At 69.2% G+C, this 24,544-nt stretch carries 24 protein-coding genes; 6 read left to right on the forward strand and 18 right to left on the reverse strand.

Annotated features, from left to right (window positions below; genetic code table 11):
* Positions 1 to 28: 28 nt before the first annotated feature.
* From AC3ANK_RS08140 to AC3ANK_RS08175, 8 genes are all read right to left on the reverse strand, one after another.
* Positions 29 to 649 carry a DUF892 family protein gene (locus tag AC3ANK_RS08140; RefSeq protein WP_206858705.1) on the reverse strand — a complete coding sequence of 207 codons (621 nt, stop codon included), beginning with the start codon at positions 647 to 649 and terminating at the stop codon, positions 29 to 31.
* Between the two features lie 183 nt (positions 650 to 832).
* Positions 833 to 1,516, reverse strand: coding sequence for a MarC family protein (locus AC3ANK_RS08145; RefSeq protein ID WP_206858702.1), 684 nt, complete (start codon positions 1,514 to 1,516; stop codon positions 833 to 835).
* Positions 1,517 to 1,717: 201 nt separating this feature from the next.
* Positions 1,718 to 3,232, reverse strand: coding sequence for an FAD-dependent oxidoreductase (locus AC3ANK_RS08150; protein WP_484172675.1), 1,515 nt, complete (start codon positions 3,230 to 3,232; stop codon positions 1,718 to 1,720).
* A gap of 101 nt (positions 3,233 to 3,333) precedes the next feature.
* Positions 3,334 to 3,741 (reverse strand): hypothetical protein, encoded by a 408-nt coding sequence (locus tag AC3ANK_RS08155; RefSeq protein ID WP_484172676.1) that lies wholly within the window; start codon positions 3,739 to 3,741, stop codon positions 3,334 to 3,336.
* Between the two features lie 224 nt (positions 3,742 to 3,965).
* The gene (locus AC3ANK_RS08160) at positions 3,966 to 4,430 is read right to left on the reverse strand and encodes a DUF2269 family protein (protein WP_206858686.1); all 465 of its coding nucleotides are present in this window, start codon (positions 4,428 to 4,430) and stop codon (positions 3,966 to 3,968) included.
* Positions 4,411 to 5,706, reverse strand: coding sequence for an SDR family oxidoreductase (locus AC3ANK_RS08165; RefSeq protein ID WP_484172677.1), 1,296 nt, complete (start codon positions 5,704 to 5,706; stop codon positions 4,411 to 4,413). The genes AC3ANK_RS08160 and AC3ANK_RS08165 overlap by 20 nt, the downstream gene beginning before the upstream one ends.
* Positions 5,707 to 6,157: 451 nt before the next feature.
* Positions 6,158 to 6,745: a hypothetical protein gene (locus tag AC3ANK_RS08170; protein WP_484172678.1), complete on the reverse strand. Its 588-nt coding sequence runs from the start codon at positions 6,743 to 6,745 to the stop codon at positions 6,158 to 6,160.
* A 23-nt stretch (positions 6,746 to 6,768) separates the two neighbouring features.
* Complete coding sequence (locus AC3ANK_RS08175; protein ID WP_484172679.1) at positions 6,769 to 7,398, reverse strand: COG4315 family predicted lipoprotein; 630 nt, start codon at positions 7,396 to 7,398, stop codon at positions 6,769 to 6,771.
* A gap of 244 nt (positions 7,399 to 7,642) precedes the next feature.
* Between AC3ANK_RS08175 and AC3ANK_RS08180 the strand changes: the two genes are divergently transcribed.
* The 3 genes from AC3ANK_RS08180 (at position 7,643) to AC3ANK_RS08190 (ending at position 9,896) form a co-directional block, all read left to right on the forward strand.
* Entirely contained in the window at positions 7,643 to 7,873 is a 231-nt protein-coding gene (locus AC3ANK_RS08180) for a hypothetical protein (RefSeq protein WP_206858682.1), read from the forward strand.
* 59 nt (positions 7,874 to 7,932) lie between these two features.
* On the forward strand, positions 7,933 to 8,595 hold the full coding sequence (locus tag AC3ANK_RS08185) for a DUF4142 domain-containing protein (protein ID WP_484172680.1): 663 nt from the start codon (positions 7,933 to 7,935) through the stop codon (positions 8,593 to 8,595).
* A gap of 131 nt (positions 8,596 to 8,726) precedes the next feature.
* The gene (locus AC3ANK_RS08190; protein WP_206858676.1) at positions 8,727 to 9,896 is read left to right on the forward strand and encodes a zinc-dependent alcohol dehydrogenase; all 1,170 of its coding nucleotides are present in this window, start codon (positions 8,727 to 8,729) and stop codon (positions 9,894 to 9,896) included.
* Positions 9,897 to 9,962: 66 nt separating this feature from the next.
* Here AC3ANK_RS08190 and AC3ANK_RS08195 read toward each other — a convergent pair whose 3' ends face one another.
* Complete coding sequence (locus AC3ANK_RS08195) at positions 9,963 to 10,979, reverse strand: magnesium transporter CorA family protein (RefSeq protein WP_484172681.1); 1,017 nt, start codon at positions 10,977 to 10,979, stop codon at positions 9,963 to 9,965.
* 91 nt (positions 10,980 to 11,070) lie between these two features.
* Positions 11,071 to 11,325 (reverse strand): hypothetical protein, encoded by a 255-nt coding sequence (locus tag AC3ANK_RS08200; RefSeq protein ID WP_484172682.1) that lies wholly within the window; start codon positions 11,323 to 11,325, stop codon positions 11,071 to 11,073.
* A 354-nt stretch (positions 11,326 to 11,679) separates the two neighbouring features.
* Between AC3ANK_RS08200 and AC3ANK_RS08205 the strand changes: the two genes are divergently transcribed.
* Complete coding sequence (locus tag AC3ANK_RS08205) at positions 11,680 to 14,106, forward strand: catalase (protein WP_484172683.1); 2,427 nt, start codon at positions 11,680 to 11,682, stop codon at positions 14,104 to 14,106.
* 174 nt (positions 14,107 to 14,280) lie between these two features.
* On the opposite strand, the gene AC3ANK_RS08210 is transcribed toward AC3ANK_RS08205, so the two are convergent.
* Positions 14,281 to 14,931 carry a DUF6766 family protein gene (locus AC3ANK_RS08210; protein ID WP_206858667.1) on the reverse strand — a complete coding sequence of 217 codons (651 nt, stop codon included), beginning with the start codon at positions 14,929 to 14,931 and terminating at the stop codon, positions 14,281 to 14,283.
* A 144-nt stretch (positions 14,932 to 15,075) separates the two neighbouring features.
* Here AC3ANK_RS08210 and AC3ANK_RS08215 point away from each other — a divergent pair, with 144 nt between their 5' ends.
* Complete coding sequence (locus AC3ANK_RS08215) at positions 15,076 to 15,600, forward strand: RES family NAD+ phosphorylase (protein ID WP_206858664.1); 525 nt, start codon at positions 15,076 to 15,078, stop codon at positions 15,598 to 15,600.
* A 10-nt stretch (positions 15,601 to 15,610) separates the two neighbouring features.
* On the opposite strand, the gene AC3ANK_RS08220 is transcribed toward AC3ANK_RS08215, so the two are convergent.
* The 3 genes from AC3ANK_RS08220 to AC3ANK_RS08230 are packed head-to-tail and all read right to left on the reverse strand — an operon-like array spanning position 15,611 to position 17,599.
* Positions 15,611 to 16,012 carry a sensory rhodopsin transducer gene (locus AC3ANK_RS08220; RefSeq protein WP_206858662.1) on the reverse strand — a complete coding sequence of 134 codons (402 nt, stop codon included), beginning with the start codon at positions 16,010 to 16,012 and terminating at the stop codon, positions 15,611 to 15,613.
* Positions 15,999 to 17,204, reverse strand: a complete 1,206-nt coding sequence (locus tag AC3ANK_RS08225) for a D-arabinono-1,4-lactone oxidase (RefSeq protein WP_484172684.1) — start codon at positions 17,202 to 17,204, stop codon at positions 15,999 to 16,001. The genes AC3ANK_RS08220 and AC3ANK_RS08225 overlap by 14 nt, the downstream gene beginning before the upstream one ends.
* Positions 17,205 to 17,221: 17 nt before the next feature.
* A complete protein-coding gene (locus AC3ANK_RS08230) occupies positions 17,222 to 17,599 on the reverse strand; it encodes a sensory rhodopsin transducer (RefSeq protein ID WP_206858641.1) in 378 nt (125 codons plus the stop codon).
* 114 nt (positions 17,600 to 17,713) lie between these two features.
* Here AC3ANK_RS08230 and AC3ANK_RS08235 point away from each other — a divergent pair, with 114 nt between their 5' ends.
* On the forward strand, positions 17,714 to 18,673 hold the full coding sequence (locus tag AC3ANK_RS08235) for a TIGR03885 family FMN-dependent LLM class oxidoreductase (protein ID WP_484172685.1): 960 nt from the start codon (positions 17,714 to 17,716) through the stop codon (positions 18,671 to 18,673).
* Between the two features lie 118 nt (positions 18,674 to 18,791).
* Here AC3ANK_RS08235 and AC3ANK_RS08240 read toward each other — a convergent pair whose 3' ends face one another.
* The 4 genes from AC3ANK_RS08240 to AC3ANK_RS08255 form a co-directional block, all read right to left on the reverse strand.
* A complete protein-coding gene (locus tag AC3ANK_RS08240) occupies positions 18,792 to 21,089 on the reverse strand; it encodes an amylo-alpha-1,6-glucosidase (RefSeq protein WP_484172686.1) in 2,298 nt (765 codons plus the stop codon).
* A 228-nt stretch (positions 21,090 to 21,317) separates the two neighbouring features.
* A complete protein-coding gene (locus tag AC3ANK_RS08245) occupies positions 21,318 to 22,379 on the reverse strand; it encodes an alpha/beta fold hydrolase (protein ID WP_484172687.1) in 1,062 nt (353 codons plus the stop codon).
* Positions 22,380 to 22,533: 154 nt separating this feature from the next.
* Positions 22,534 to 23,415 (reverse strand): SDR family oxidoreductase, encoded by an 882-nt coding sequence (locus AC3ANK_RS08250; RefSeq protein WP_484172688.1) that lies wholly within the window; start codon positions 23,413 to 23,415, stop codon positions 22,534 to 22,536.
* A gap of 130 nt (positions 23,416 to 23,545) precedes the next feature.
* Entirely contained in the window at positions 23,546 to 24,517 is a 972-nt protein-coding gene (locus AC3ANK_RS08255) for a cation diffusion facilitator family transporter (RefSeq protein WP_484172689.1), read from the reverse strand.
* Positions 24,518 to 24,544: the final 27 nt, after the last annotated feature.

Raw genomic sequence — 24,544 nt, forward strand, 5'->3', positions numbered from 1 at the left:
CTTTCCCGACCACTCGTTCCTCGCACCCTCAGTGCCGCTTGAGCATCTCGTCCCGCGCCTGTTCCGCGCGCGAGGCGCCGATCGCGGTTTCGACCTGCTTCACCTCTTCCGGCGGCGGCAGCACGGCCGGGAAGCCGAGCGACTGGATCCACAGTTCACGTGTCCAGCCCTTGGTGTGATAGAGGTGGTGGTCCTCGTCCTTCTCGACGGACTGGTACGCCTGCTTGAGCACGTCGGCGTACTCGGCCTTCGCCTTCAGCGCGACCTGGCCGATCAGTTCCCAGTTCGAATGATCCTTGGTTTCGGCGAGCACCACGCACTCGGCCGCGACGAGTTCGGCCGCCGCGGGCTCGGCGTTCTCGATTGCCATCTCGATGGCGGCAACCAGCGACTGCCCCAGGTGCGCGACCACGGCGCGGCCGGGGCTCTGCTCCTCGGTGTCCATGCCCAGCTGTTCGAACACGCGCGTGAGCACTTCCTCGTGCGTCTGCGTTTCCTCCAGGTATTCCTGGAATTCCTTCTTGAGATCGGGGTTCTGCGCGGCCCGGATCGCCGCGTTGTAGACCTGGATGCCGCCGCGCTCGGTTTCCAGCGCCTGCAGCAGCAGTTCGTGGACCTGGGCCTGATCGAACTTCGAGGTACGTGCCATGGATGGAGTCCTGTCGTGTGGGAGCGTGCGTCCGTTATAGGAATCCGCGCAGCCACGTTGCGTGAAGAATCGCGCGCGCGATCGTTCAAGCGTGCGATGCATCGCATGCGAACGGCGCGAATGTCGGGTTCAGGTTTGTCGCGTCCGCATCACGCATTGTGATGCGCGCGTGCATCGGGCGATTCACGCCGGGCGGCCGAGCAGCTCCGAAACGCCCAGCCACGTGATCTCCACGCCGATGCAGAAAATCACGAAGGCCATCAGGCGCACGGTGATCTGCGTCCCGGTGCCGCCGAGCATGCGGCTCAGCGCGCCCGCGTAGCGCACGCAGACATAGATGCACGCACCGAGCAGCGCGATCGCGCATGCGACCGCGACGATGTGCGTCGCGCGCAGGCCGTCGCCCGGTGAACTCGTGCCCAGCGCGATCGCGACCGCGATCGAGCCCGGACCCACGGTGATCGGCAGCGTGAGCGGAAAGAACGCCTGGTCGGCGAGCGATGCGTCGCCGTGCGCGTCGGGCACCGCATCGACGTTCGCGTGGCCGACCGCCGCAGCGGCCGTGTGGTCCACGCGCGCCGGCGCCTGCAACAGCTTCCAGCCCGCCGCCGCGACGACGAGCCCGCCGGCCACGCGCAGCACGGGAATCGAGATTCCGAAGAACGCGAGCACGTAGGCGCCGACCCAGATCGACACCGTGAGCAGCACCACGCCGTAGAACGCTATCCGCGCCGCGAGGCCCGCGCGTTGTTTGTCGCTGGCATCCGGCACAAGGCTCAGCACCACCAGCGCCGTGCTCGGTGGATTGATCACCGGCAACAGGCCGGTGAACACGACCAGGAAGGCGTGCGCGAAATCGTTCCACATGCGCGGAACCCCGGACGGGCGCGGGCGTGGCGGACAGGGTAGCGCGGGGCGTCGATGTGGCGTGAAGGTGGTCGATCGTTTTCCGGACTGGAGATTCGGGATTCGTGGTTCGCAGGAGCAACACACACGTCATCCCGGCGAAGGCCGGGTCCAGGCATTCCATCCGAAGACCAGCGCAACCGGTCGCGGTGGCCGTTGCGTCTACTCCTTCAACTCCATCCGCCCGAGCGGTTCTCCCGCCGGCCCATTGAGGATCGCTCCCGTCGACGCTTCGAATCGCGAGCCATGGCACGGGCAATCCCACGACTTCTCCTCGCTGCTCCAGTGCACCACGCAACCCAGGTGCGGGCATCGCGCGTTGAATGCGTGCAGCTCGCCATCGCCGCTGCGGTACACCGCAATCCGATGCACGCCGCGCCGCAGCACCGCGCCGCTGCCCAGCGGGATTTCGTCCGTTCTGTCGATCGCTGCCGGCCGCAGCCAGTCGCGGAACTGCAGCGCCGCGTTCGCGTTCTCGCGCACCCATTCGCCCGCCGCGCGCACCGGTTTGCGCGCGGGGTCGTACAGACCGGCCCACGGATTGTCGCGGCCCTGCACCAGGTCGCACACCAGCAATCCGCCGAGCGTGCCGTGGGTGAGCCCGTTGCCGGAATCGCCGGTGATCAGGAACACGTTGTCGTGATCCGGATCGGCACCGATGAATGCCAGCCCGTCGATCGGTTCGATGATCTGCCCGGACCACGCATGCGTGAACGGCCCCGCGTCGGGGAAGCGCTCCAGCGTCCATTCGTGCAGGCGGGCGTACGCGGTCGGATCGTCGTCCTGCCCGGTCTTGTGGTCCTCGCCGCCGACGATGATCCAGTCCGCGCCGTCCTCGTCGCGATACCGGCGGATGTAGTGGTAGGGATCGCCCGTGTCCCAGAACAGCGCGTCGGCGAGATCCGAAGGCGCCGCGCCCGCGACGACGTAACTGCGGTATGGCGCCTGCTTCATGTAGGTCGCGTTGGTGTCGTGCACCGGTACGTCGGTGGCCGCGACCACCGTGCGCGCCGATATCGTGCCGCCGCCGCGCAGCGCGATGCGGCAGGGCGAACCGCCTTCGATGCCCGCCACTTCCGCGCGCACGAACACGCCGCCGGCATCGCGCACTTCGTGTGCTAGCAGCCGCAGGTACGCGGAGATGTCGATTCGCGCCTGGTGCTCGAAACGCAGCATCGGCCCGAGCATCCCGGGCGCCCGCGCGCCGGCGTCGATCATCGCGACCTCCAGGCCGGCTTCGGTCGCTGCTTCGAGTTCCTTCTGCAGCACCGATACATCGCCGTCGTGCGTGAACAGATACCCGGGAATGCGCTTGAAACCGCAATCGTGCACGCCGTCGCGGCAGAGCGATTCGATCCAGTCGATCGCAGCCGCGTGGCTTGCTGCCGCGAGCCGCGCGCCGTCCTTGCCGTGCTGTCGCGCGAGCGTGTAGTAGCGGTCGTCGAGCGCGTTCGACAGGTGCGCCGAGGTGCGCAGGGTTTCGCCGGCGCCGATGCCTTCGCGTTCGATCACCGCGACGTGCCGGCCCTCGCGCAGCAGCGACAGCGCCGTGGTAAGGCCGGCGATGCCGGCGCCGACGACGGCCACGTCCAGCGACTTCGCCTGGTCGGGCACGGACCAGCCGCCCGGCGGCGCGTCGATGGATTTCCAGACGGGAAGGGTGCGTGCAGTGCTCATGCGCGGACTCCCGGTGATTGGCGGATGAGTCCGATGCTCGGCGATGCGCGGTGAAGCAACGGCGAATGCGCGTTTCGTTCACGCCCGCATGGCCGGACGCGTCACCCCGGTTCGCCCGTCACCGGCCAGACGCCGTGCGAGGCGGCTTCGACCTCGTCGATCCGCGCCATCGCGATCCGCAGCATCGCCTCGCGGGCGCGCGTGCCAGCCGCGGCGCGCGACAGCCCGGTCAGGTGAAGCGTCGCGAGGCAACGGCTGGGCGAGGTGGTCGATGCGATCGTCGCCTTGCCGCTCCACGGGTCGGCGACATCGAGCCGGTCGAGCACGATCGTCACGCGATAGCCACGATGGATCGCCGCCGGCGCGCACACGATCGCCAGCGCATCGGTGTTCGCCCAGCGCTGGCGCGAGCATGCGTTCGCGCGGGACGCGCCGACGCGCGCAAGTCGCGAGACGATGCGACCACGCGCCGCGGCCTGCCGCCGCGTTCGCGCCGTCGTCACTTTCATCGATACGGTTACTTCCATCGGGCTTCACTCTCCACAATTCATCGCTCGTGTAGCCCGGGTAAGCGAAGCGCACCCGGGAAATGCCGCTCGGCAGACCCATGCATGACTCCGCAAATTAACTCCCGCAAGTCCCATGCCAGCGCGCAGCGGGCTCTACACGGGACGGACGATCGAGCGAAACGCCCGAATTTCCCGCACCCGGAACATCTTTCCACCGCGAGCGCTCAGGCCGGCCGCGCCACCATCAGGTAGAAGATCACCAGGAAACTGATCAGCGCAGGCACGCCCAGTGCGGCCCATGCGCCGAGATAGCCGTCGTAACGCAGCGGCAGCGGTTCGTTCTTCGCCGCCGCTTCCACCGCCATGTCGCGCAGCCGCATCTGCAGCCAGACCACCGGCAGCCAGCACAGCGCGGCGATCGCGAACAGCACGATCGACCAGTACAGCCACGGCGACGTGAGCGGATATCCGAGCCGATGCGCGAGGTAGAGCCCGCTGATCGGCTGGAAGACGATGGTGGTCGCCGTGAAGATCCAGTCGGCGACGACGACATAGCGCGAGATCGCGGCGATCACGCGCACGTCGCGCGCGCGGCTGGCGACCAGCAGGTAGAACGCGGTGCCCACGCCCGTGCCGAACAGGAACGTCGACGACAACACGTGCAGGTACTTAACGACGATGACGTCCATGCGGTGCGTCCAGTTCGCGGGCCAGTACTATCGCCGCCAGCAGCGGCAGGTTCTTCAGGATCGGGCCGTACGGATGCGCCCATTGTTCGGGCAGGAAGATGGTGATGATCACGGTGTAGGCGGCGATCAGCAGCAGCTGCAAGGTGTACGACAGCCGCCGCCATCGCGGCGCGAAGAGCATCAGTCCGAGCAGCGCATCCAGTGCGGCGGCGCCGTACAGCGCGATGCTCGCGACGTCGCCGTGCAGGCCGGTGCGCGCGAGCAGCGCCAGGCTGTCGCGCACCGGATAGACGAACGCCGAGACGAACGCGGTTCCCAGCCACATCGCTATCAGCGACAGGCGCAACAGCGGGCGCAGCCAGTGCAGGGTGGCGGCGCGTCGGAGTCGGGCGCGGTTGCCTTCGTCGACGAAGGTGTCGACGTCGCGCGGCTCGCGTCCGAGCAGGTGGGTGAACGGCGCCGCCGCCGCGGTGGAGCCCGCTTCGAGCATCCGCATCGTCTCGCCCGACAGCCACGGGCTGAAGCGTCCGAACGCGTGAGACATCGCGCGCAGCAGACGCAGGGGAATCGTCATGAAGACGCCACGCGCGCCCAGCGCATCGCGCAGGGTCGCCAGGTAATGCCGCAGCGTGATCGCGCGTGGCCCCACGGCCACCAGCTCGGACGGTACGTTCTCCGTTTCCACGAGGCGCACGATCGCCTGCGCGAGGTCGTCGAGGTGCACCGGCTGGATCGGCTGTCCGCCGCCGCCGGGAAGCGGGCTCAGCGGCAACACGGCGAGCGCCGCGAACCATTGCGTGCTCGGCCCCTCGGGCGAGAAGACCAGCGACGGCCGCACGATCGTGCTTTCGATCTTCAGCGCCGCCAGTTGCGCGTCCGCGCGGCCCTTCGACGACAGGTACGCCTCGTCGCGATACGGGCTGGCACCCAGCGCCGACACCTGGATCACGCGCCGCATGCCGGCCAGTTCCGCCGCGCGGAACAGCGCCACCGGCCCCTTCACGTGCACTGCATCGAAACTCTGGCCTGCTTGCTCGGTGAAGATGCCGACGGTGTTGATCGCCACGTCCACGCCGCGCAGGTAATCGGACCAGGGCGTCGCCTCACTCCCGGGCGCATCGCCGAACTGGCCGTGCACCACCTGTGCGTGCGGCCAGCGCGCACGCGCCGTCTCCACATCGCGCACGACGAGCACGAGTTCATGCCCCGCATCCGAAAGACGCCGCACCACCGCGCTTCCGATCAGGCCGGTCGCTCCGGTCATCAGCACGCGCATGAACGCCTCCGGCCGCGCATCGTGCGCTGGCTGGTTCGAACGCTGGTGTCGGGCTCGATCGCGAGCATCGCGTCAACCGTGGCGGTGGCGCTGCATTCTCGCGCGCGGACGGGCAGGGCGGCCAGCGGCGTCAACGCGACCAGCCACTGGGCATGGGGCGAGCGCGCGATGTTCCGGCACGAAACCAACCTGCGCCACACCGCGCTGGGTTACGGCATCCACCACGCGAGCTCGATGTGGTGGGCTTCGATGTTCGAAGCCTGCGCGCATCGCAGGCCGCCGCGCACGGTGGCGGCGCTCGCCGCCGCGACGGCGGTGACGGCGTACGTCGTCGATTACCACGTCGTGCCGCGCCGCCTCACGCCGGGCTTCGACCGTCATCTCTCCGCGACCGGAATGGTGTCGGCGTACGCGGCCTTCGGTGCGGGCCTGGTGGTGGCGCATCTGCTGTTCAGGCGCGTGCGGCATCGCGATTCCCATGCGCCACGCGCCATGCGGCGCGGAATTCCAGCAGCGCCGGCGCAATGCACAGCACAAGCGCAGGCAACAGCACCATCGCCCACGTCGATGGCGGAAGCGGCGACTGACGGAAGCTGAGCGACCACTGCGTCGTCGGCGCACGCCACGCAAGCCACGCCGTTGCGACCAGGCCGACCCACGGCGCGACGTCGAGCACGCTGTGCAGGTGCTGTTCGACGGGGCGGATGATGCGTCCCGAATCGAAGGCGGTGCGCGTGTCGCGCCAGCCCGCCCAAGCGTGCGCGATGACGATCGCGGCGAGGATCGCCGCCAGTCCCGCCGTGCTCTCCAGCGCCAGCCACATCACCACGCCCGCGCCGCACAGCGCGAGTTGCAGCAGGTGCAGGCGCGATTCGGCCAGGCCGGAGGTCGCGGGCAGGTGGGTCGCGCGATGGCAGGCGAAATCCAGGCAGCCGGCGATCGTCCACAACCAGTAGAGCACCAGCGCGCCCCACACCAGCAGCGTGCGTGCGTCGGCGTCGTGGCTCGCGGCGATGGCGGAGAGCGCGGCGGTCGGCATGATCGCCCCGGTCGTGGGCGTCGTCAGGTGTTTCCCGGCGATCCAGCGGCGTCCGCCTTCGGCGGATCCGGAAGCGGTTTGCCGGCCGCGTCGAGCAGGCTCCAATGGCCCCACTGGTCGCGCACGCCGTGGCCGCCGGTGCGTCCCGCGCCGGTGTCGGCGTTGTAGCGGTACAGCGGCTTGCGATCGTAGGTGACCTGCGTGGTGCCGTCCGGACGACCGACCGTGCCGAGCAGGTCCGCACGCAGCCCTTCGCCCACGCCGCTGCGCGCGTCCGTGGTCAACAGCGGCGGCCACACCTGCGTGCAGGCTTCGTCGCAGCGATTGCCGTTGACGTCGCCTTCCAGCGCGTACACGGCCGAGCCGGCGGAGTTCACCAGATAGGCGTTGCCCGGAGATGCAGCAGCGCCGCCCTGCGCCTGCGGCTGCGTGCGTGCGAGCGCGAGCACCGGCCCGCTCGCCGGATCGGACGCCGACGGCGTCGCACCGCCCGGCGTGGGCTGTGTCGTCTGTGCCGGCTGCGGCGTGGTGGGCTCGCGTTCGGTCGTGGCGCCGGGCGTATCGGTGGCGCCGTCGACGCGGTCGCGGCAGGACGTCGCCGCGAGCGCGGCGGCAAGGAGGCAAAGCGTGGCGAAGCGGGCGGCGACGTGCATTCGATGGTTCCCGGTCGTGATCGCCTGTGCATACCGCCGCGCCGGTGAAGCGTTCGTGCACGTGCTGAACGGCGTGTCCGCAGGTCCAATCCACCCGCGCGATGCGCGAATGCTGCGTTCGCAAGGAAGCTTTTTCGCGCCGACGCCCCGTAGAGGCCGCCACGACGCGTCGCGGCGATGGCACGACATTTGCGGGACTGCACTTGTCGGCAGCATGCGAACGCGAGCTTCGCGGGAGGACCACATGGCCACTCGGATGATCAGCTACAGCCAGCTGGTGGCCGTCATCGGCGAAGGCGCGCGCGAGATCTACGGCGCCGACTGGACGACGGCGGAGCGCGCCGCGGCGGCGCTGTGGAAATCCTACGAACAGGCCACGGGCCTGTCGTGGGAAGAGGTCGAGCCCGACGTGCACGCCGCATGGGAACGCGCGAGCCTGCGCCCGCCCACCGGCGGCTCGTTGCGGATTCACTGAATGCCTTCGACGAACCGGCATCGCAGGAATCGCAAGTCACTTCCAACCAGGACATCGACATGAACCACGCATTGAAGCTTTCCTTCGCGATCGCACTGGCGCTTGTCGCCATCAGTGGCTGCAGTCGCGACTACGACACCACCGCCGACGACGCCGCGCGGACGGACACGCCGGCCGCAGACGCGACCACGCCATCCGCCGATGCCGCCGGTGCCGCTCCCACCACCGCCCCCGAGCCCGGCACCGCACCGTCCACGCCGAACGCGCCGGCCACTGGCGCGCTCACGCAGGGCCAGGCGGTCGCGCTGGTCGGCGCGGTCGACAAGCACGAGATCGCGGCGGCCGAACAGGCGCGCGGCAAGAAGGTCACCGGCGAGGTGCTCGATTTCGCGAACCTGCTGCATCGCGAGCATTCGACCAACCTGCAGGCGGGCGAGAAGCTCGGAATGAGCGAGACCAGCCCGGAGGTCACGGCGATGGAGGAGAAGGGACGCTCCGAACTCGCCACGCTCGACCAGCAGACCGGCAAGGACTACGAGAAGGCCTACATCGACGCGATGGTGAAAGGCCACCAGGAAGCGCTGTCGCTGATCGACGACCGCCTGCTCCCGGCCGCGCAGGACGCCAACGTGCGCGCGTTCCTCACCAACTCGCGCGAACACGTCGCGATGCATCTGGAGCGCGCGAAGTCGCTGCAACAGAACGCCGGCGCGACGCAGTGACGCCTCCGCGCGACCGCCGCGACGGCGTTGCGCCGTCGCGGCGAAGCGCTTTCGTCCCCGGCCCGTTCGCAGCCGCTGCGGCTGCGCGGCCGGGCGCCGCGTATCGATGAATCGACGACCAGGAGCTGCGAATGAAAGCACTGACATGGAATGGTTCCTTCGACGTGCGCGTCGAGAACGTGCCCGATCCGGCGATCGTCGACGACACCGACCTCCTGCTGCGTGTCACCGCGACCGCGATCTGCGGTTCGGACCTGCACCTGTATCGCGGCAAGGTGCCGGGCATGAAGGACGGCGACATCCTCGGCCACGAGTTCATGGGCATCGTCGAGGACGTCGGCCCGGGCGTCACGCGCGTGCGTCGTGGCGACCGCGTCGTGGTTCCGTTCACGATTTCCTGCGGCGACTGCTTCTTCTGCAGCCGCGCGCTCTTCGCCGCGTGCGAGCGCACCAATCCCGATCGCGGCGCGATCCTCAACAAGAAGGACGTGCGCTCCGGCGCCGGCATGTTCGGCTACACGCACCTGTACGGCGGCTACGCGGGCGGGCAGGCGGAGTTCGTGCGCGTGCCGCACGGCAACGTCGGGCCGCTGGTGATTCCCGACAGCACGCTAGGCGACGAACAGGTGCTGTTCCTGTCCGACATCCTGCCCACCGGCTACCAGGCGGTGATCAACGCGGCGGTGGGGCCGGGTTCGTCGCTGGCGATCTTCGGCGCGGGGCCGGTCGGCATGATGGCCGCCGCGAGCGCGCGGCTGCTCGGCGTCGAGCGCATCTTCATGGTCGACCACCATCCGTACCGGCTGCAGTTCGCGCGCGACACTTACGGCGTGGAGACGATCGACTTCGACGAGGAAGAGGACCCCGCCGAGCGCATCGTCGCGATGATGGACAACCGTGGCGTGGATGCCTCGATCGAAGCGGTGGGGTTCGAGGCCAAGGGCAGCAAGCTGGAAACTGCGATGACGACGCTGAAGCTGGAAGGCTCCAGCGGCAAGGCGCTGCGCCAGTGCATCGCGGCGACGCGGCGTGGCGGCGTGGTGAGCGTGCCGGGCGTGTACGCGGGCTTCATCCACGGCTTCCTGTTCGGCGACGCGTTCGACAAGGGCCTCACGTTCCGCATGGGCCAGACCCACGTGCAGCAGTACATGCCGCAGTTGCTGGAGCACATCTCCAACGGCGAGCTGCACCCGGAGATCATCATCAGCCACCGCATGCCGCTGTCGGACGCACCGAGGGGATACGAGGTCTTCGAGAAGAAGCAGGAGGATTGCCGGAAGGTGGTGCTGTATCCGGATTGAGAAGCCCGAGGTGCGAGAGGTGAGTGGAGCGCTGCTCGCTTCTCGCTCCTTTCACTCACTCCTGCTTCACAACCACTTGCGCCACCACGCCAGCGTGAACCCCACCGTGGCCAGCGCCCCCATCCCGCAGATCGCCACGACGAACCCGGTCAGCCCCGTATCGAAGAACGGCGCCTTGAAGTTCATTCCCAGCACGCCGGCGACCACCGCCAGGCTGCCCGTGACCGCCGTGAGGATCGTCAGCACGCGCATGATCGCGTTGGTGCGCAGCGCGGTCTGGTTGCTGAACAGTTCGAAGGAGCCGATCACCACGTCGCGCGCGTTTTCCACCGCTTCCATGGCGCGCTGGTAATGCGTGTCGACGGTCTGGAAGTGGCGGTTCACCTCGCCGTCGGCGGTGGGGCGGAAGTCGGGCCGCGCGATCGCCGAGAACACCGTCCGATGCGCCGACAGCATCCGCCGCAGGCGCGATGCGGCCTTGCGCAGACCGCGCAGGTCGCCGAGACAGTGGCGGCGACTCTCGTCGAGGATGTCGTTCTCCAGCCGCTCGTCCGCGCTCTCGAAATCGGCGACCGCTTCGAAGTACGTATTCAGGTGCCAGTCCAGCAGGGACGCGGTGAAGCTGTCCGCACTGAGCATGCCCAGGCCGGGATCGTCGCTTTCGCGCTCGCGCAGTTGCTTGAGGAATTCCACCGGTTCCTGGTGCGCGGTGACGACGAAGTTCTTCCCCGTGAGGATCGACACCACCGTGCCGTTGTAGGCCAGGTCACCGTCGTTGCGCACCGCCACCACGCGCACGAAGAACACGCCGTTGTGCACGCGCAGTTCCGGACTTGCGCTGCGGCCGGCGAAGTCGCGCAGGCTCTCTCCGGCCAGTCCCAGCTGCTCGAACGCCTGCTCGATGCTGGCATCGCCACCGCCTTCCAGGTCGACCCAGAGCAGCTGGTGTTCTTCCAGCTTCGGAAGGTCCACCGCGTCCAGCTCGATGTCCTCGACCTTGCCATTGCCGTCGAACAGGCGGATGTCGAGGGAACCGGTGTCGAGCGGGCCGTCGGGCGAGCCGGGAGTTTCCTGCGTGGGCATTCGAAACCGCAGCGCGTGGGGAACACGCCACGAATCTGCTGGGCACGGCGTCGCCCCGGCGTGAGCGCGCCGGGCCCGGTGCCGCGTCCGTTCAGCGGGTGGAGCGGTAAGGCTCGTCGGTGTCGCGTACGCGCCGGTCGATCACCCGGCCGCCGCGTTCGCGCGCGCCCGCGCGACCCTGGTCGTGGGCGAGGGCGCAAACGACCTGTCCGGAATTCATGTTCGATCGCAGCCACCAGGTGCTGCTGATGCCACTGGGTGCGATCAGGCGGAGCCGGCAGCGTCCGTCGGCGGTGGCGGGCTCGGCATAGATGCGCCAGCCCTTCGGCAATTCCCCTGCGTGCATGAAGTCCCCTCGTCGGCCCTGTCGAGCAGGCTGTCGCAAGGCGCATGCCAGCGGCGTCGATCGCGCCCGATGCTTCGTTGCGCAGGCGCATGACGCGGGCGACGTGGAAGCGGACGCGGGCGCGGAAGAAACTTCGACGCGGCGCGAAGAAGTGGCGCATGCACGGGTGGGCGGCGCGAACGGATGAATCGGCGACGGGCACGCCGTCTTCGCCAACATGAACATCGATGCGCCGCGCACGACGCAACGTCCACTTCGCAGACGTCAAGCTCCGGCGAGGTCAGGGCGCGCCGTGCGTTTTCCTGTCCGCACGCCCCTGCGTCCACACGCGCCAGCATCGAAGGAGAACACTTCATGGCCAGCCGGAAGAAGACCGCCCCGACCAAGACCTCCGCACGCAAGTCCGCGACGAAGAAGAACGTCGGCTCGCGCGCCGCGCGCCGCGCGCCGACCGACAGCGGCCCGGCGAAGATGTCCGGCGGCGCCGACGATCCGCTCGTGCAACAAGGCCTGGGCGTGCAGGCGGCTGCGGCCACGTTCGACCACAACCCGACCAAGGCCGCCGAGTACGGCCGCGACAACGCGCTCGCGCCGCCGGAAGGCGCGCACGTCGTGCCGACGCCGCTCGCCAGCGCAAGCACGCTCAGCGAAGCGCAGCAATCGCCCAAGACCGGCACGCAGGCGCAGCCCGGCACCAATCCCACCGTGGGCCCGCTCGATCGCGTGCGCGTGGATTCGGGCGGGCAGTTCCTCACCACCAACCAGGGCGTGCCGATCGCGCAGAACCAGGATTCGCTGAAGGCCGGCCTGCGCGGCCCCGCGCTGCTGAAGGATTTCATCCTGCGCGAGAAGATCACCCACTTCGACCACGAGCGCATCCCCGAGCGCATCGTGCACGCGCGCGGCTCCGGCGCGCACGGCTTCTTCGAGTGCTACCGCTCGCTGCGCCGGATCACGCGCGCCGCGCCGTTCCAGGAGGACGGCAAGATCACCCCGGTGTTCGTGCGCTTTTCCACCGTGGCGGGCGAGCGCGGATCGAAGGACACCGCGCGCGACGTGCGCGGCTTCGCGGTGAAGTTCTACACCGACGAAGGCAACTGGGACCTGGTGGGCAACAACATGCCGGTGTTCTTCATCCAGGACGCGATGAAGTTCCCCGACCTGGTGCATGCGCTCAAGCCCGAGCCGCACCACGCGATGCCGCAGGCCGCCTCCGCGCACGACACGTTCTGGGACTTCGTTTCGCTGATGCCCGAGTCCACGCACATGCTGCTGTGGCTGATGAGCGACCGCGCCATCCCGCGCAGCTTCCGCATGATGCAGGGCTTCGGCGTGCATACGTTCCGCTTCGTCAACGAGGCGGGTGAATCGCGGCTGGTGAAGTTCCATTGGACACCGCGGCTGGGCACGCACTCGCTGGCGTGGGACGAGGCGGTGAAGATCGCCGGCGCCGATCCGGACTTCAACCGGCGCGATCTGTGGGAAGCGATCGAGGCCGGCGAGTTCCCCGAGTACGAACTCGGCGTGCAGGTCTTCACCGAGGAACAGGCGAACAAGTTCAGTTTCGACGTGCTCGATTCGACCAAGATCGTGCCGGAGGAACTGGTGCCGGTGGAGCCGATCGGGCGAATGGTGCTCAACCGCAACCCGGACAACTTCTTCGCCGAGACCGAGCAGGTCGCATTCTGCACCGCGCACGTGGTGCCCGGCATCGATTTCACCAACGATCCGCTGCTGGCGGGGCGCATCCATTCGTACGTCGACACGCAGCTGCTGCGCCTGGGCGGGCCGAATTTCCACGAGATCCCGATCAACGCGCCCGTCGCGCAGGTGCACAACAACCAGCGCGACGGGTTCCATCGCCAGGCGATCCATCGCGGTCGCGTTTCATACGAACCCAACAGCCTCGGCGGCGGATGTCCGTTCCAGGCGGGAACGGCGGGCTTCGTGTCGTTCCCCGAGCCGCTGCGCGGTGAGGAACTGCGCGGCCGGCCGGAGAAGTTCGCCGAACACTACAACCAGGCGACGCTGTTCTACGAGAGCCAGAGCGAGCCGGAGAAGGCGCACATCGTCGGTGCGTTCCGCTTCGAGCTGAGCAAGGTGACGGTACCGGCGGTCCGTGAACGCATGGTGGCGAACCTGATGAATGTGTCGCGCGAGCTGGCGACGTCGGTCGCGGCGGGGCTCGGCATGGGGCTGGTGGAACCGACACCGCGCGCACTCGCCCGCGTGCCGCGCGCGGAAGTGCGGCAATCGGCGGCGTTGTCGCTGCTGGCGCATCCGGGCGATGGCGGCATTCGTTCGCGGAAGATCGCGCTGCTGGTGTGCGATGGCGTCGCCGGTGCACCGCTGGCCGCGGTGCAGCGGGCGCTGTTCGACGCCGGTGCGGTGCCGCGCCTGGTCGGCCAGCGCATCGGTCCGTTCATCACCGCCGAGGGCGAAACGCTGCAGGCGGACGCCTCGATGGAGAACGAACCGGCGCCGCTGTTCGACGCGCTGGTACTGCCCGACGGCGAGCGGGCGATCAAGGTGCTGGCGGTCGATGGACGCGCGGCGGAGTTCGTCAAGGAACAGTATCGCCACTGCAAACCGATCCTCGCGTTGGGCGCTTCCACGACGCTGCTGGAAGGCGCGGGGGCCTCGCGCGTGTTGCCGGACGGCAGCGAGGACCCGGGCATCGTGCATGGCGATGGCGAGGATGAGGAGACGATCGCGGCGTTCATCGACGCGGTGTCGCAGCATCGGCATTGGGTGCGGGAGACGGATCCGCCGATGGTGTGAGGGTTGCCGAAGACGGGCGCCTGCTGTCGTAGCCCGGGTAAGGCGAAGCCGCACCCGGGTGCTTTCGCTCGTCTCGTGCGGGTGCACATTCAAGCGATCATCTACGCCAACACGCCGCCGCCCCTCGCCCCAACCCCTCTCCCGTGGGGAGAGGGGCTGACAACCGCGCCGTCCTCACGTTCCCGTCTGCGAATGCGGGGCCTCCACCGGCTTGCTCTGCGGCGAGCCGTCCTGGCGCAGCCAGATGCTCAGCAGCACCAAAGCGAGCACGGCCAGGAATTCCGACTGCCAGTTCTGGAACGACTCGAACCAGAACTGCGACTCCGTCAGGTAATCCATCAGCGGGATCGGCGCCTCGCCGCGCAGCGCACGCTCGGCCAGTTCGCGCCGCCAGCTACCCGACAGGTGCAACACGAACGACATCGCGAACATCAACCCGAACGCGATCGCCAGCGAATGCCCGTACAGCGTCCGCCAGATCCCGCCCGCGCGCACCGGCCACGGCGTCGGGCCCGGGTCGACCGTGGGCTCGTCCTCCTCGGGCGGTTCCATCGGCCGCGATTCCGCCGAGCCGCGCTGCCGCAGCGACACCGTCAACAGCACGTACATGCCCATCTGCAGGAACTCGCTTTCCCAGTTCTCGAAGACCGACGACACCAGATGGCCGCTGGTCAGGTACGCGGCCAGCGTCAGCGGCGCGCCGCCTTCGCGCACCAGTTCCTCGTTGTAGACCTTGTGGCCGGTGAGCACCTGGCCGACGAGCGGCACCAGCAGGCAGGCGAGCAGCACCAGCGACAACCCGTTGTTCCTCAGGAATTCGCGCATCGTCTCCAAGCCTCCTGGTCCAGGCCGCTCAGCGTAGGGGCCCGCGCGTGGCGCTTTCGTAAACGAACGCCGCCGCGAGCGTCCACGCGCGGTCGACGCCGGCCGCGCGATCCTGTCGCGACCACCGCCGGCCACAGACCCACGATGGGCGACAGGCACCCGCACGAACGAACGCAGCGAAGCGGCCACGACGCGGGGGAGCCGATGCTGCGCCTGTACCGCGTGGTCGCGGAGAAGGATGCGGACACGGCGTTCTCCCGCGAAGGCGCCTCCGGCGGCGGTCGCTGGACGACCACGGGAACCCCGGTGGTGTACGCATCCTCGTGCTGCTCGTGCGCGATGCTGGAGTTCCTCGCGCATCTGGACGGCGAACCGGAGGAGACGCTGTTCCTGGTCGAGGCGACGATCCCGCGTGAACGCGCGCGGCACGCGCCGTCGCTTCCGCCGGACTGGCACGAGCGCCCGTACCGCGCGCACGTGCAGGCCATCGGCGATGCGTGGGTGCGCTCGCACGAATCGCTCGCGCTGCTGGTGCCCAGCGCCATTTCGCCGACGGAGCACAACGTGCTCGTCAACGTGGCGCATCCGGAGGCGGCCTCGCTGGAGGAAGTCCGCCGCTCGCCGCTGCACCTGGATTCGCGCCTGTGGCGGCGCGAAGGCGAGGGCTGACGTCCGTGCTTCAACCGCAGGCGAACGCCATCGCCATGAATCCCGCGTTCGCCGCCTGACGCGTATCGCAGCGGCCGAACTGCACCACCACCGGCACATCGCTGTCGAACACCAGCGAGTACGCCTCGCCCAATCGCACCGCCTCGGGAAAGATCAGGTCGTTCACGCGCAGCTGGCGCATGCGCTGCGGCGCGACGGCGACGCGGAACGGGCCGACGATTTCGTGCATCGCGTAGACGACCCGCACGCGAACGTGCGCGATCGCATCGTTGGCGTTGAGGATGGCGAACACGTCGCGGCTGGTGAACTCCGGCTCCGGTCCGGTCGAATCCGTCGGGATGCAGCCGGCGGACACGGCCCAGCGCAGGCGTCCGATCGGAGCGGGATGCGGCGCGGCATCACGCGCGGCCATCGTCCACCTCCAGCAGTCGCCGCAGCGGCGCGCCCATGAACGCCCCGCGCGGATCGAGCACGGCGCGCACCTGCGCGAAGGCCGCCCATTGCGGATACAGCGGCGCGAGGCCGGCCGCGTCCATGCCGTGTTTCTTCGCCCAGTGGGGACGCCCGCCGTGATCCCGGAAAACCGGCTCCATGTCGTCGAAGAACGCGCGCCAGGGCAGGGTGCTGTTCTGGTGCAGCGAGATCGTCACGCGATCGCCTCCGTGGCACGGACTGAGCAGCGCGTCGTCGCCCGCCACCGTCCGCACCAGCACGCGCCAGCCGACGACGTGTCGCCAGCGCGACCGCATCCGCCGGCGCACCCGGTCGAAGCACGCGCGCCATGCGTCGGCCGGCAGCGCGTACTCGCATTCCTCGAAACGGTGCGGAATGCCGCTGTGCGTGGGGATCACGTCGTACGGCGCGCCGCCGCGCACTTCGAGCAGGCGCGCGCCGGGCAGGCTCACCGTGCCGCCGCCGGCGACGTTGACCATGCGCAGCTTCACGTCGTCGCGCCTGGGATACCAGTAGAAGTCGAAGGAACGGTTGCGCCGCGCGAGATCGTCGAACATCGCCAGCGCGTGGTCGGTGCGCACCGCGAACTCGCGCCGTTCCACGTCGGCATAGGGCTCCAGCTGCAGCGTGACGCGGGTGAAGATGCCGAGTGTGCCGAGCGCCACCTTCGCCGCACGCAGGCGTTGCGGATCGTGCTCGTCGATCGTGTTCAGCCGGCCCTGCGCATCGACCAGTTCCGCCGCCACGAGCATGTCCGACAGGTTGCGCAGCTCCAGTCCGGCGCCGTGCGTGCCGGTGCCGATCGCGCCGCCGATGGTCTGCGTCGCGACGTCGCCGAAGTTGGGCAGCGTCAGGTCGTGCGAATAGAGCAGCTCGCCGAGTTCCTTCAGCTGCGTGCCGGCGCGGACGGTGGCGCGCCGCGCGGTCGCATCCACCGACACCAGGCCGCGAAGCTGCCCGATCGACACCAGCGTGCCGTCGACTTCGACCACGCCGCTGGAGGAATGCCCGGTGCCGACCGCGCGGATCGGCCAGTCGTCGGGAGCGAGCGTCGACAGCGCCCGGCGCAGTTCGTCCTCGTCCGGAGGCTGCAACCATCGGCGCGGATGGTTGACGATGCTGCCGGACCAGTTGCTCCAGTGCGTCGCCATGCCATGCCGCGCGCGATTCATCCCTGCCCGAAGGCGATGGTGCTCATCAGCGCGTTCTCGGCCTGGCGCGAATCCAGCCGCGTGTGCTGCACCACGATCGGCACGTCGGATTCGATGACGCTCGCGTACGGCGTGTCGCGCGGAATGGGTTCGGGATCGTCGAGCTCGTTGAAGCGCAGATGCTTCGTGCGGCGCGCCGGCACGGTGAGTTCGTAGGGGCCGACCGGGTCGCGGTCCTCGTAGTACACATGGATGCGGACGTTCGCCGCTTCGTCGGTCGCGTTCAGGATGCAACAGGCTTCGTGGCTTTCCAGTTCCGGCGCCGGCCCGTTGCTGCGGCCGGGAATGTAGCCTTCGGCGATGGCCCACCGCCGGTGTCCGATCTTCGTGTCCATGAATGCGATGTAGCACGCGCGGCGGCAAGGGCGTGTCACGGGCGCGCGATGGCATCGCGTTCACGCCGCGCGCGTAGGCTCGATGGCGAAAGCGCATGGCGCGAAGGCACACGCATGTCCCGCATCGGATTCCACGCATCGCACGAACAGTTTCCGCCGGGCGAGCTGCTCGAACTCGTCGCGCGCGCGCGGGAAGCGGGCTTCGACGGGATGATGTGTTCGGACCATTTCCATCCGTGGAGCCGCGCGCAGGGGCACAGCGGCCATGCGTGGAGCTGGCTCGGCGCGGCGATGGCGCGCACGGATGCGACGTTCGGCGTGGTCAATGCGCCGGTCGGGCGCTACCACCCGGCGGTGATCGCGCAGGCCGCGGCGACGTTGGCGTCGATGTTTCCCGGGCGATTCTGGATGGCGGTGGGCAGCGGCGAAGCGCTGAACGAATGCATCACCGGCGAGGAATGGCCATCGAAGGACGCGCGCAATCGTCGGTTGCTGGAGGCGGTGGAGGTGATGCGCGCGCTCTGGCGCGGCGAGACGGTGAACCATCGCGGTGCGTTCCGTGTTTCGCATGCGCAGCTGTTCACGCGGCCCGGGGCGCCGCCGGACGTGCACGTCGCCGCGCTGTCGCCGGAGACCGCGGCATGGGGCGCGGGCTGGGCCGACGGGCTCATCACCGTGAGCCAGCCGATGGAGACACTGCGGCCGATCGTCGAGGCGTTCCGCGCGAACGGCGGCGAGGGCAAGCCGGTGATCCTGCAGGTGAAGCTGTCGTACGCGCGTTCGGAGGACGACGCGCTGCGCGGCGCGCACGAGCAGTGGCGCACGAACGTCCTGGAGGCGGACCTGTCGGAAGACCTGTGCACGCCGCAGGCGTACGAGGCGCTGGGCGAACAGGTGGCGCCGGAGAAGGTCGCCGAAGCGGTGCACGTGTCGGCCGATCCCGCGCGGCACGTGCAGTGGTTGCGCGAATACGCGTCGCTCGGGTTCGATGCGTTGTACCTGCACAACGTGAACCGGTGGCAGCGGGAGTTCGTGGAGGTGTTCGGGCGGGAGGTGTTGCCGCGGCTGCGGTAGCGTGTGCGCTTTTGTAGCCCGGGTAAGCGGAGCGCACCCGGGTGAGCGTGACAGGCCCCCGGGTGCGCTGCGCTTACCCGGGCTACAAGAGCTGCAAGAGCGGAGTTGTTGCGGCCATTCACACGCCGAACCGCTCGCGGATCTCCCCCTGCGTCGCCATCACGTCGCGCCACTGCGCATGCGCCGCGCGCACCGTCAGCTCGCCTTCCAGATCCCGCACCTCGAACCGGCTTCGTCCATCCGCATCGCGCCGGAAATGCAGCGTCACGCGCGCCTTGCCGACGCGCAGCCGGTACAGCGTCAGCGCGGGCAGCCAGCGTGGAAGTTGCGGATCGACCAGCAGCAGCCCCAACGCGGCGAACGGCTGCAGGCCCAGCAGCGACTGCACGTACATCAGCACCGCGCTGGCCGACCATGCCTGCGGCGAGTTCGCCGGCGGGTACGTCGCCGGGAACGGATGCCGCTTGTCGCGCGGATGGCCGCTGAAGCATTCGGGCAGGCGGTACTGGTCGAACGCGGACGCGATCTCGAACTGCGCGCGGCACAGCTGTTCCAGGCGATCGAACTGCGCATGGTGGAAGAGGCCGCGCACGATCGCGCCATGTTCCACCGGCCATACCGTGCCGCGATGGTAGGCGTACGGGTTGTAGGCCGGATGGTCGCTGGACAGCGTGCGGATGCCCCAGCCGCTGAAGATGTCCGGCGCGAACATGCGCTCCATCAGGCGCGGGATGCGCTCGTCCGGCACGATGCCCGAACCCACGCAGCGCAGCGCGTTGGAACCGACCGAACGCACGAGGTGGCCGTCGCGTCCGAGCGCCATCGCGTAGCAGCCCACGTCGTCCATCCAGTACGTTTCGTCGAAGCGCTCGCGCAGCGATTGCGCGCTGTCGGCCAGCCGTTTCGCCTCGCGCTTGCGGCCCAGCGCGTCGAGCACCTGCGCCATCGCGTGCTTGGCCGCGTACGCCTGGCCCTGTTCCTCGCAGGTCGCGACGGGGTGATCGGCGGTGCGGCCGTCTTCCTCGACGATGCTGTCGTCGGAATCCTTCCACGTCTGGTTCTTCAGCCCGTCGCGCGAACGCGTGGCGATCGCGTGGAAGCCGTGCGCCTCGTCGCACGCGCGTTCGTCGAGCCAGCGAAGCGCGGCCATCGCCGGTTCGATGAGCGGTTCGACCGCGTGGCGATCGCCGGTCCATTGCCACAGATGCGCCAGCGCCGTGCAGAACAGGCCGGGCCCGGTGAGCGTGCCGTAGTAGCGGTCCTTCGGTTTGAACTGGAGCTGGGCGAGCGGGCCCGGATGCGCTTCGTGCAGGATGCGGCCGGGCGCTTCATCGCGCCATGGATCTTCGTGCCGGCCCTGCCAGTCGGCCATCACCGGCAACGTGCCGCGCAGCACTTCCGGCCCGAGGATCGCGACCTGCTGCGCCGTGGTGAGCGTGTCGCGACCGAACAACGCGATGTACATCGGCAGGCCCGCGGCGACCGTCCAGGCGTCCGGTCCGCGATCGAAGCGTGGCAGCCGCAGCGCGGCGAGATCCATTCGCGCACGATGCACCGCACTGTCCACTGCGCCGGACAGACTGTCGCGATCGAGCGCGTCGATGTCGGTCGCCACGCCCAGGTAGCTGCCGTGCGGATCCTGTTTCGATTCCGCGCCGTCGAGTTCGCGATCGGGCGCGGGGCAGGGCAGGGTGTCCTCGCCGAAGCGCGCGATCCATTGCAGCCGGCCTTCCCAGGTCTGGCCCGGCGCGAGCTCGATGTCGAACGCGATGCGTCCGTCGCGATGGCGTGGCACCACGTCGTCGTCGGTTTCGATGCGCAGCGTGAGGCCGGCGTCGAAGCGCAGCCGCTGGCGCTTGCCGTCGCGGCGCACCTCGCGCGCGACGGTGTAGTCGAAGGTGAGTTCGTGATGGTCCCCGCACCGCCGCCAACGGCGTTTGGTCGTGCCTTTCTGCAGGCGCTGGGCGCGGGCTTCCTCGGTGTCGGCGAAATCGGCGTCGACGTCGAGTGCGAGGCGGAAGGCCACCGCTTCCTGGGTGAAGTTGGTCAGCGCGTATTCCTCGCGCATGCCGTCGCCGACCCATCGCGAGACGCGCAGCTCCAGCGCCTGTTGCGCGGCGGCGGAGGCGACGTCGTCCGGCTCCGCTTCGCCGACCCCGGGCGCGGGCACGACGTAGTAACCCATCCAGCTGTCCTGGCGCACGCTGCTGAGCGTGACCGGACGCGGCCTCCGGCGCCCGATGAAGCAGCGGTAGCGGCTGAGCAGCCGCGTCTGCCGGACGTACAGTCCTTCCTCGCCGCCATCGATGAAGCCCGTGGTGCCGGTCGCCAGCACGGTATCGCTGGCGCTGACGTAGGCCGCATGTTCGCGTACGCGCAACCGGATGAGGCTGCGCTCGACGGGGAAGGGTTCCATGTCGCGGAATATCGGCGGGCGGGCGTGATGCTGCCGTCCATGTTCTTCGTGGGTGTGGTGAGCGTTTGGCTGCCTGCCCTGCGAGTGCAGGGAGGTTTGGGGAGGGGAGAAGCCGCTCGCGGCGAGCGCGACGAAGAGAAGCGTGTGCTGTCCGTGTCGAGACATCACCGCACCACACGTCGCGACTCTCACCCCAGCCCTCTCCCGTAGGGCGAGGGGCTCGAAAACTCACATCCGATCCACATCCACCACCGCCTGCGCGAACGCGCGCGGCGCTTCCTGCGGCGGGTTGTGGCCGATCCCGCCGGTCAGCAGGCGATGTTCGTACTTGCCCGTGTAGCGCTTCGCATAGCTTTCCGGCGAAGGATGCGGTGCGCCGTTGGCGTCGCCTTCCAGCGTGATCGTCGGCACCGCGATCGACGGGAAGCCCGCCAGCCTGCGTTCGATCGCATCGTACTTCGCCTCGCCCGGCGCGAGCCCCAGGCGCCAGCGATAGTTGTGGATGACGATGTCCACATGGTCCGGGTTCTCCAGCGCGGCGGCGCTGCGGTCGAAGGTCGCATCGTCGAAGGCCCACTTCGGCGAGGCGAGTTTCCAGATCAGCTTCGCGAACTCGTGGCGGTTGCGTTCGTAGCCGGCGCGACCGCGATCGGTGGCGAAGTAGAACTGGTACCACCACTGCAGCTCGGCCTGCGGTGCGAGCGGCGCCTGCGAGGCCTGCTGGCTGCCGATGAGGTAGCCGCTCACCGCGACCAGCGCCTTGACGCGCTCCGGCCACAGCGCGGCGACGATGTCGGCCGAACGGCCGCCCCAGTCGTAACCGGCGACGACGGCGCGCGGAATGTCCAGCGCATCCATCAGCTGCACGACATCGTCCGCCAGCGCGGCGGGCTGGGCGTTGCGCGGCGTGTCGGGCGAAAGGAAGCGCGTGCTGCCGTAGCCGCGCAGGTGCGGGACGATCACGCGATACCCGGCGGCCGTGAGCAGCGGCACCACCTCGGCGTAGCTGTGGATGTCGTACGGCCAGCCGTGCAGCAGGAGCACCGGCGCGCCGTCGGCGGGACCGGCATCGACGTAGCCGACGTCGAGCACGCCGGCGCGGATCTGCCGGACGGGGCCGAGGGTGGCGTTCGCGCCGGAGCCGGCCGTGCCGCGCGCCGGCGGACGCGGCGTGGCGGCGCTGGCGGAGGCGGTGGTCAGGCCGAAGGAAGCGGCGGCGAGGCTGGCGGCGGCGGTGCCGAGGAAGCGGCGGCGCAGCGGGTCGATGCGGTCTGGGGCAGTGCGGTCCATGGTCGTGCTCCGGGATGGGGCGCCTTCAGCGGCGCGGCGGAGACAGCGTCGTGGAACCGCGTATCGCGGATGTGTTCGCGGGGCGGGGGTTTTGTATCGGTGTGTAGCGCGCGTCGGGGCCGACGCTGCAAGAGCCGGACGACCGTGCGCGGGATCAACGCGACCCGTGGATCCGGCCCGCCTCGCCCGGCGTGTACAGCGTGCCCATCGGATTGCGCGGCGCCTCGTCGCGCTGCTGTCGCTGCGCCTGTTTCGCCGACATGCGATCGGCCAGTCGCGGGAACAGGTGCGAGGTCGCGGTGTTCACGCGCGCCATCGCGCCGACCTTGACGTCGCGTCCGCCTTTCTCGGCCGCGTGCAGGATCGCGTCGGCGACCTGTTCCGGATCGATCTGCGGCGTCGGCAGCTTCGGCTCGCGCGGCATCGTGTTGCGCGCGTGCTCGGGGAAGGGCGTGTCGACGGCGGTGGGCTGGATCAGCACCACGCACACGTTCGCATCCTCAACGTTCTCCAGTTCGACGCGCAGGGTGTCGGTGAATCCCTTCACCGCGTGCTTGCTGGCGGCGTACACGCCCTGCAGCGGCACCACCGCTTCGGACACCTCGCTGCCGACGTTGATCAGCACGCCGCCGTTCGCGCGCAGGTGGGGGAGGGCGCACAGGCTGCCGTGCACCACGCCCCAGAAGTTGGTGTCGAACAGGCGGCGCGCGTCGTCGAGGTTGGTGTTCTCGAGCATGCCGTAGATCGACACGCCCGCGTTGTTCACCCACGTATCGATGCGCCCGAATTCCGTGGCGACCGCCCGCGCGGCGGCCTGCACGGCATCGATGTCGCCGACGTCGGTGGGAATCGCCAGCGCCCGCCCGCCGTCGGCGTTGATCTCCTCGACCACGTCGCGCAGCGTTTCCGCGCTGCGCGCAAGCAACGCGACGGCCGCGCCGCGCTGCGCGGCCGCGACGGCGGTCGCCAATCCGATCCCGCTGCTCGCGCCGGTGACGACGATGACCTGGTCCTGGATGGCTTTGAAAGCGCTCATTGCGGCCTCCGTTCGCACTCCGCGTGTGCCTCGACGCTCGCATCCACGTCGTTGGACAGGCGTGACGCGGCGGTGGATTCATCTTCACGATGGCTTTGCGCGGGGCGGAGCGCGCGTCGAACGGATGCCCTCACGTCGCATCGATGTTGTCGGGCGTGACGCGGTCAGGATCCCATCGCGAACTGCGCCGCGCCCAGGTTTCGGCGGTCTGCGGCTTGACGAACAGTGCGGTGACGTCCGGGTGCGTGCGCTGCACGGCGCGTTCGATGCGCATCACGCAGGCTTCGATCTGCGGCGTGGTGAGCGCGTCGTGGAAGTCGGCGCTGAGCGCGGCGATGATGCTCTCCGGCCCCAGCTGCTGCGTCAGCACGCCGTTGGCGCAGCGCACGTCGGGGTCGTCGTCGGCGATGCGCAGGATGTCGTTCACCACCTGCCGCTGCGCCGCCTCGCCCAGCAGCAGGCCCTTGGTTTCGCGAGCGAGCAGGATCGCGGTGACCGCCAGCACCGCGCCGATGCCCAGCGACGCGTAGCCGTCGAAGCGCGGATCGCCGGTGACCTGCGCGGCGACGATGCCGGCCAGCGCGATCAGCAGGCCGAGCATCGCCGCGGTGTCCTCGAACAGCACGGTGAAGGTGCTGGCGTCCTTGCTGTCGCGGAAGGCGCGGATCCAGCCGCGTCGTCCCTTCGCCGCGCGGAATGCGCGCAGCGCCACGTACCAGGTCGCGCCTTCGAAGACGAGGGATGCGCCCAGCACGATGTAGTTCACCAGCGGATTCTCGATCTCGCGCGGGTGGCGCAGGTGCACGATGCCCTCGTAGAACGAGATGCCCGCGCCGAGCGCGAACACCATCAGCGCGACGATGAACGCCCAGAAGTACAGCTCGCGTCCGTAGCCGAAGGGATGCGCGGCGTCGGGCGGTTTCGCCGCGCGCCGCAGGCCGTGCAGCATCAGCACCTGGTTGCTGGTGTCCACCAGCGAATGCACGCCTTCGCTGAGCATCGCCGAGGATCCGGTGAACGCCGCCGCGATGAACTTGGTGACCGCGACGGCCGCATTGCCGAGCAGCGCGGCGACCACCACCATGCGGCCGGATCCGGCCATGCGTTCGCTCCTGTGGAATCGTGCGTT

Source organism: Lysobacter sp. SCRH-1R, assembly GCF_057747855.1.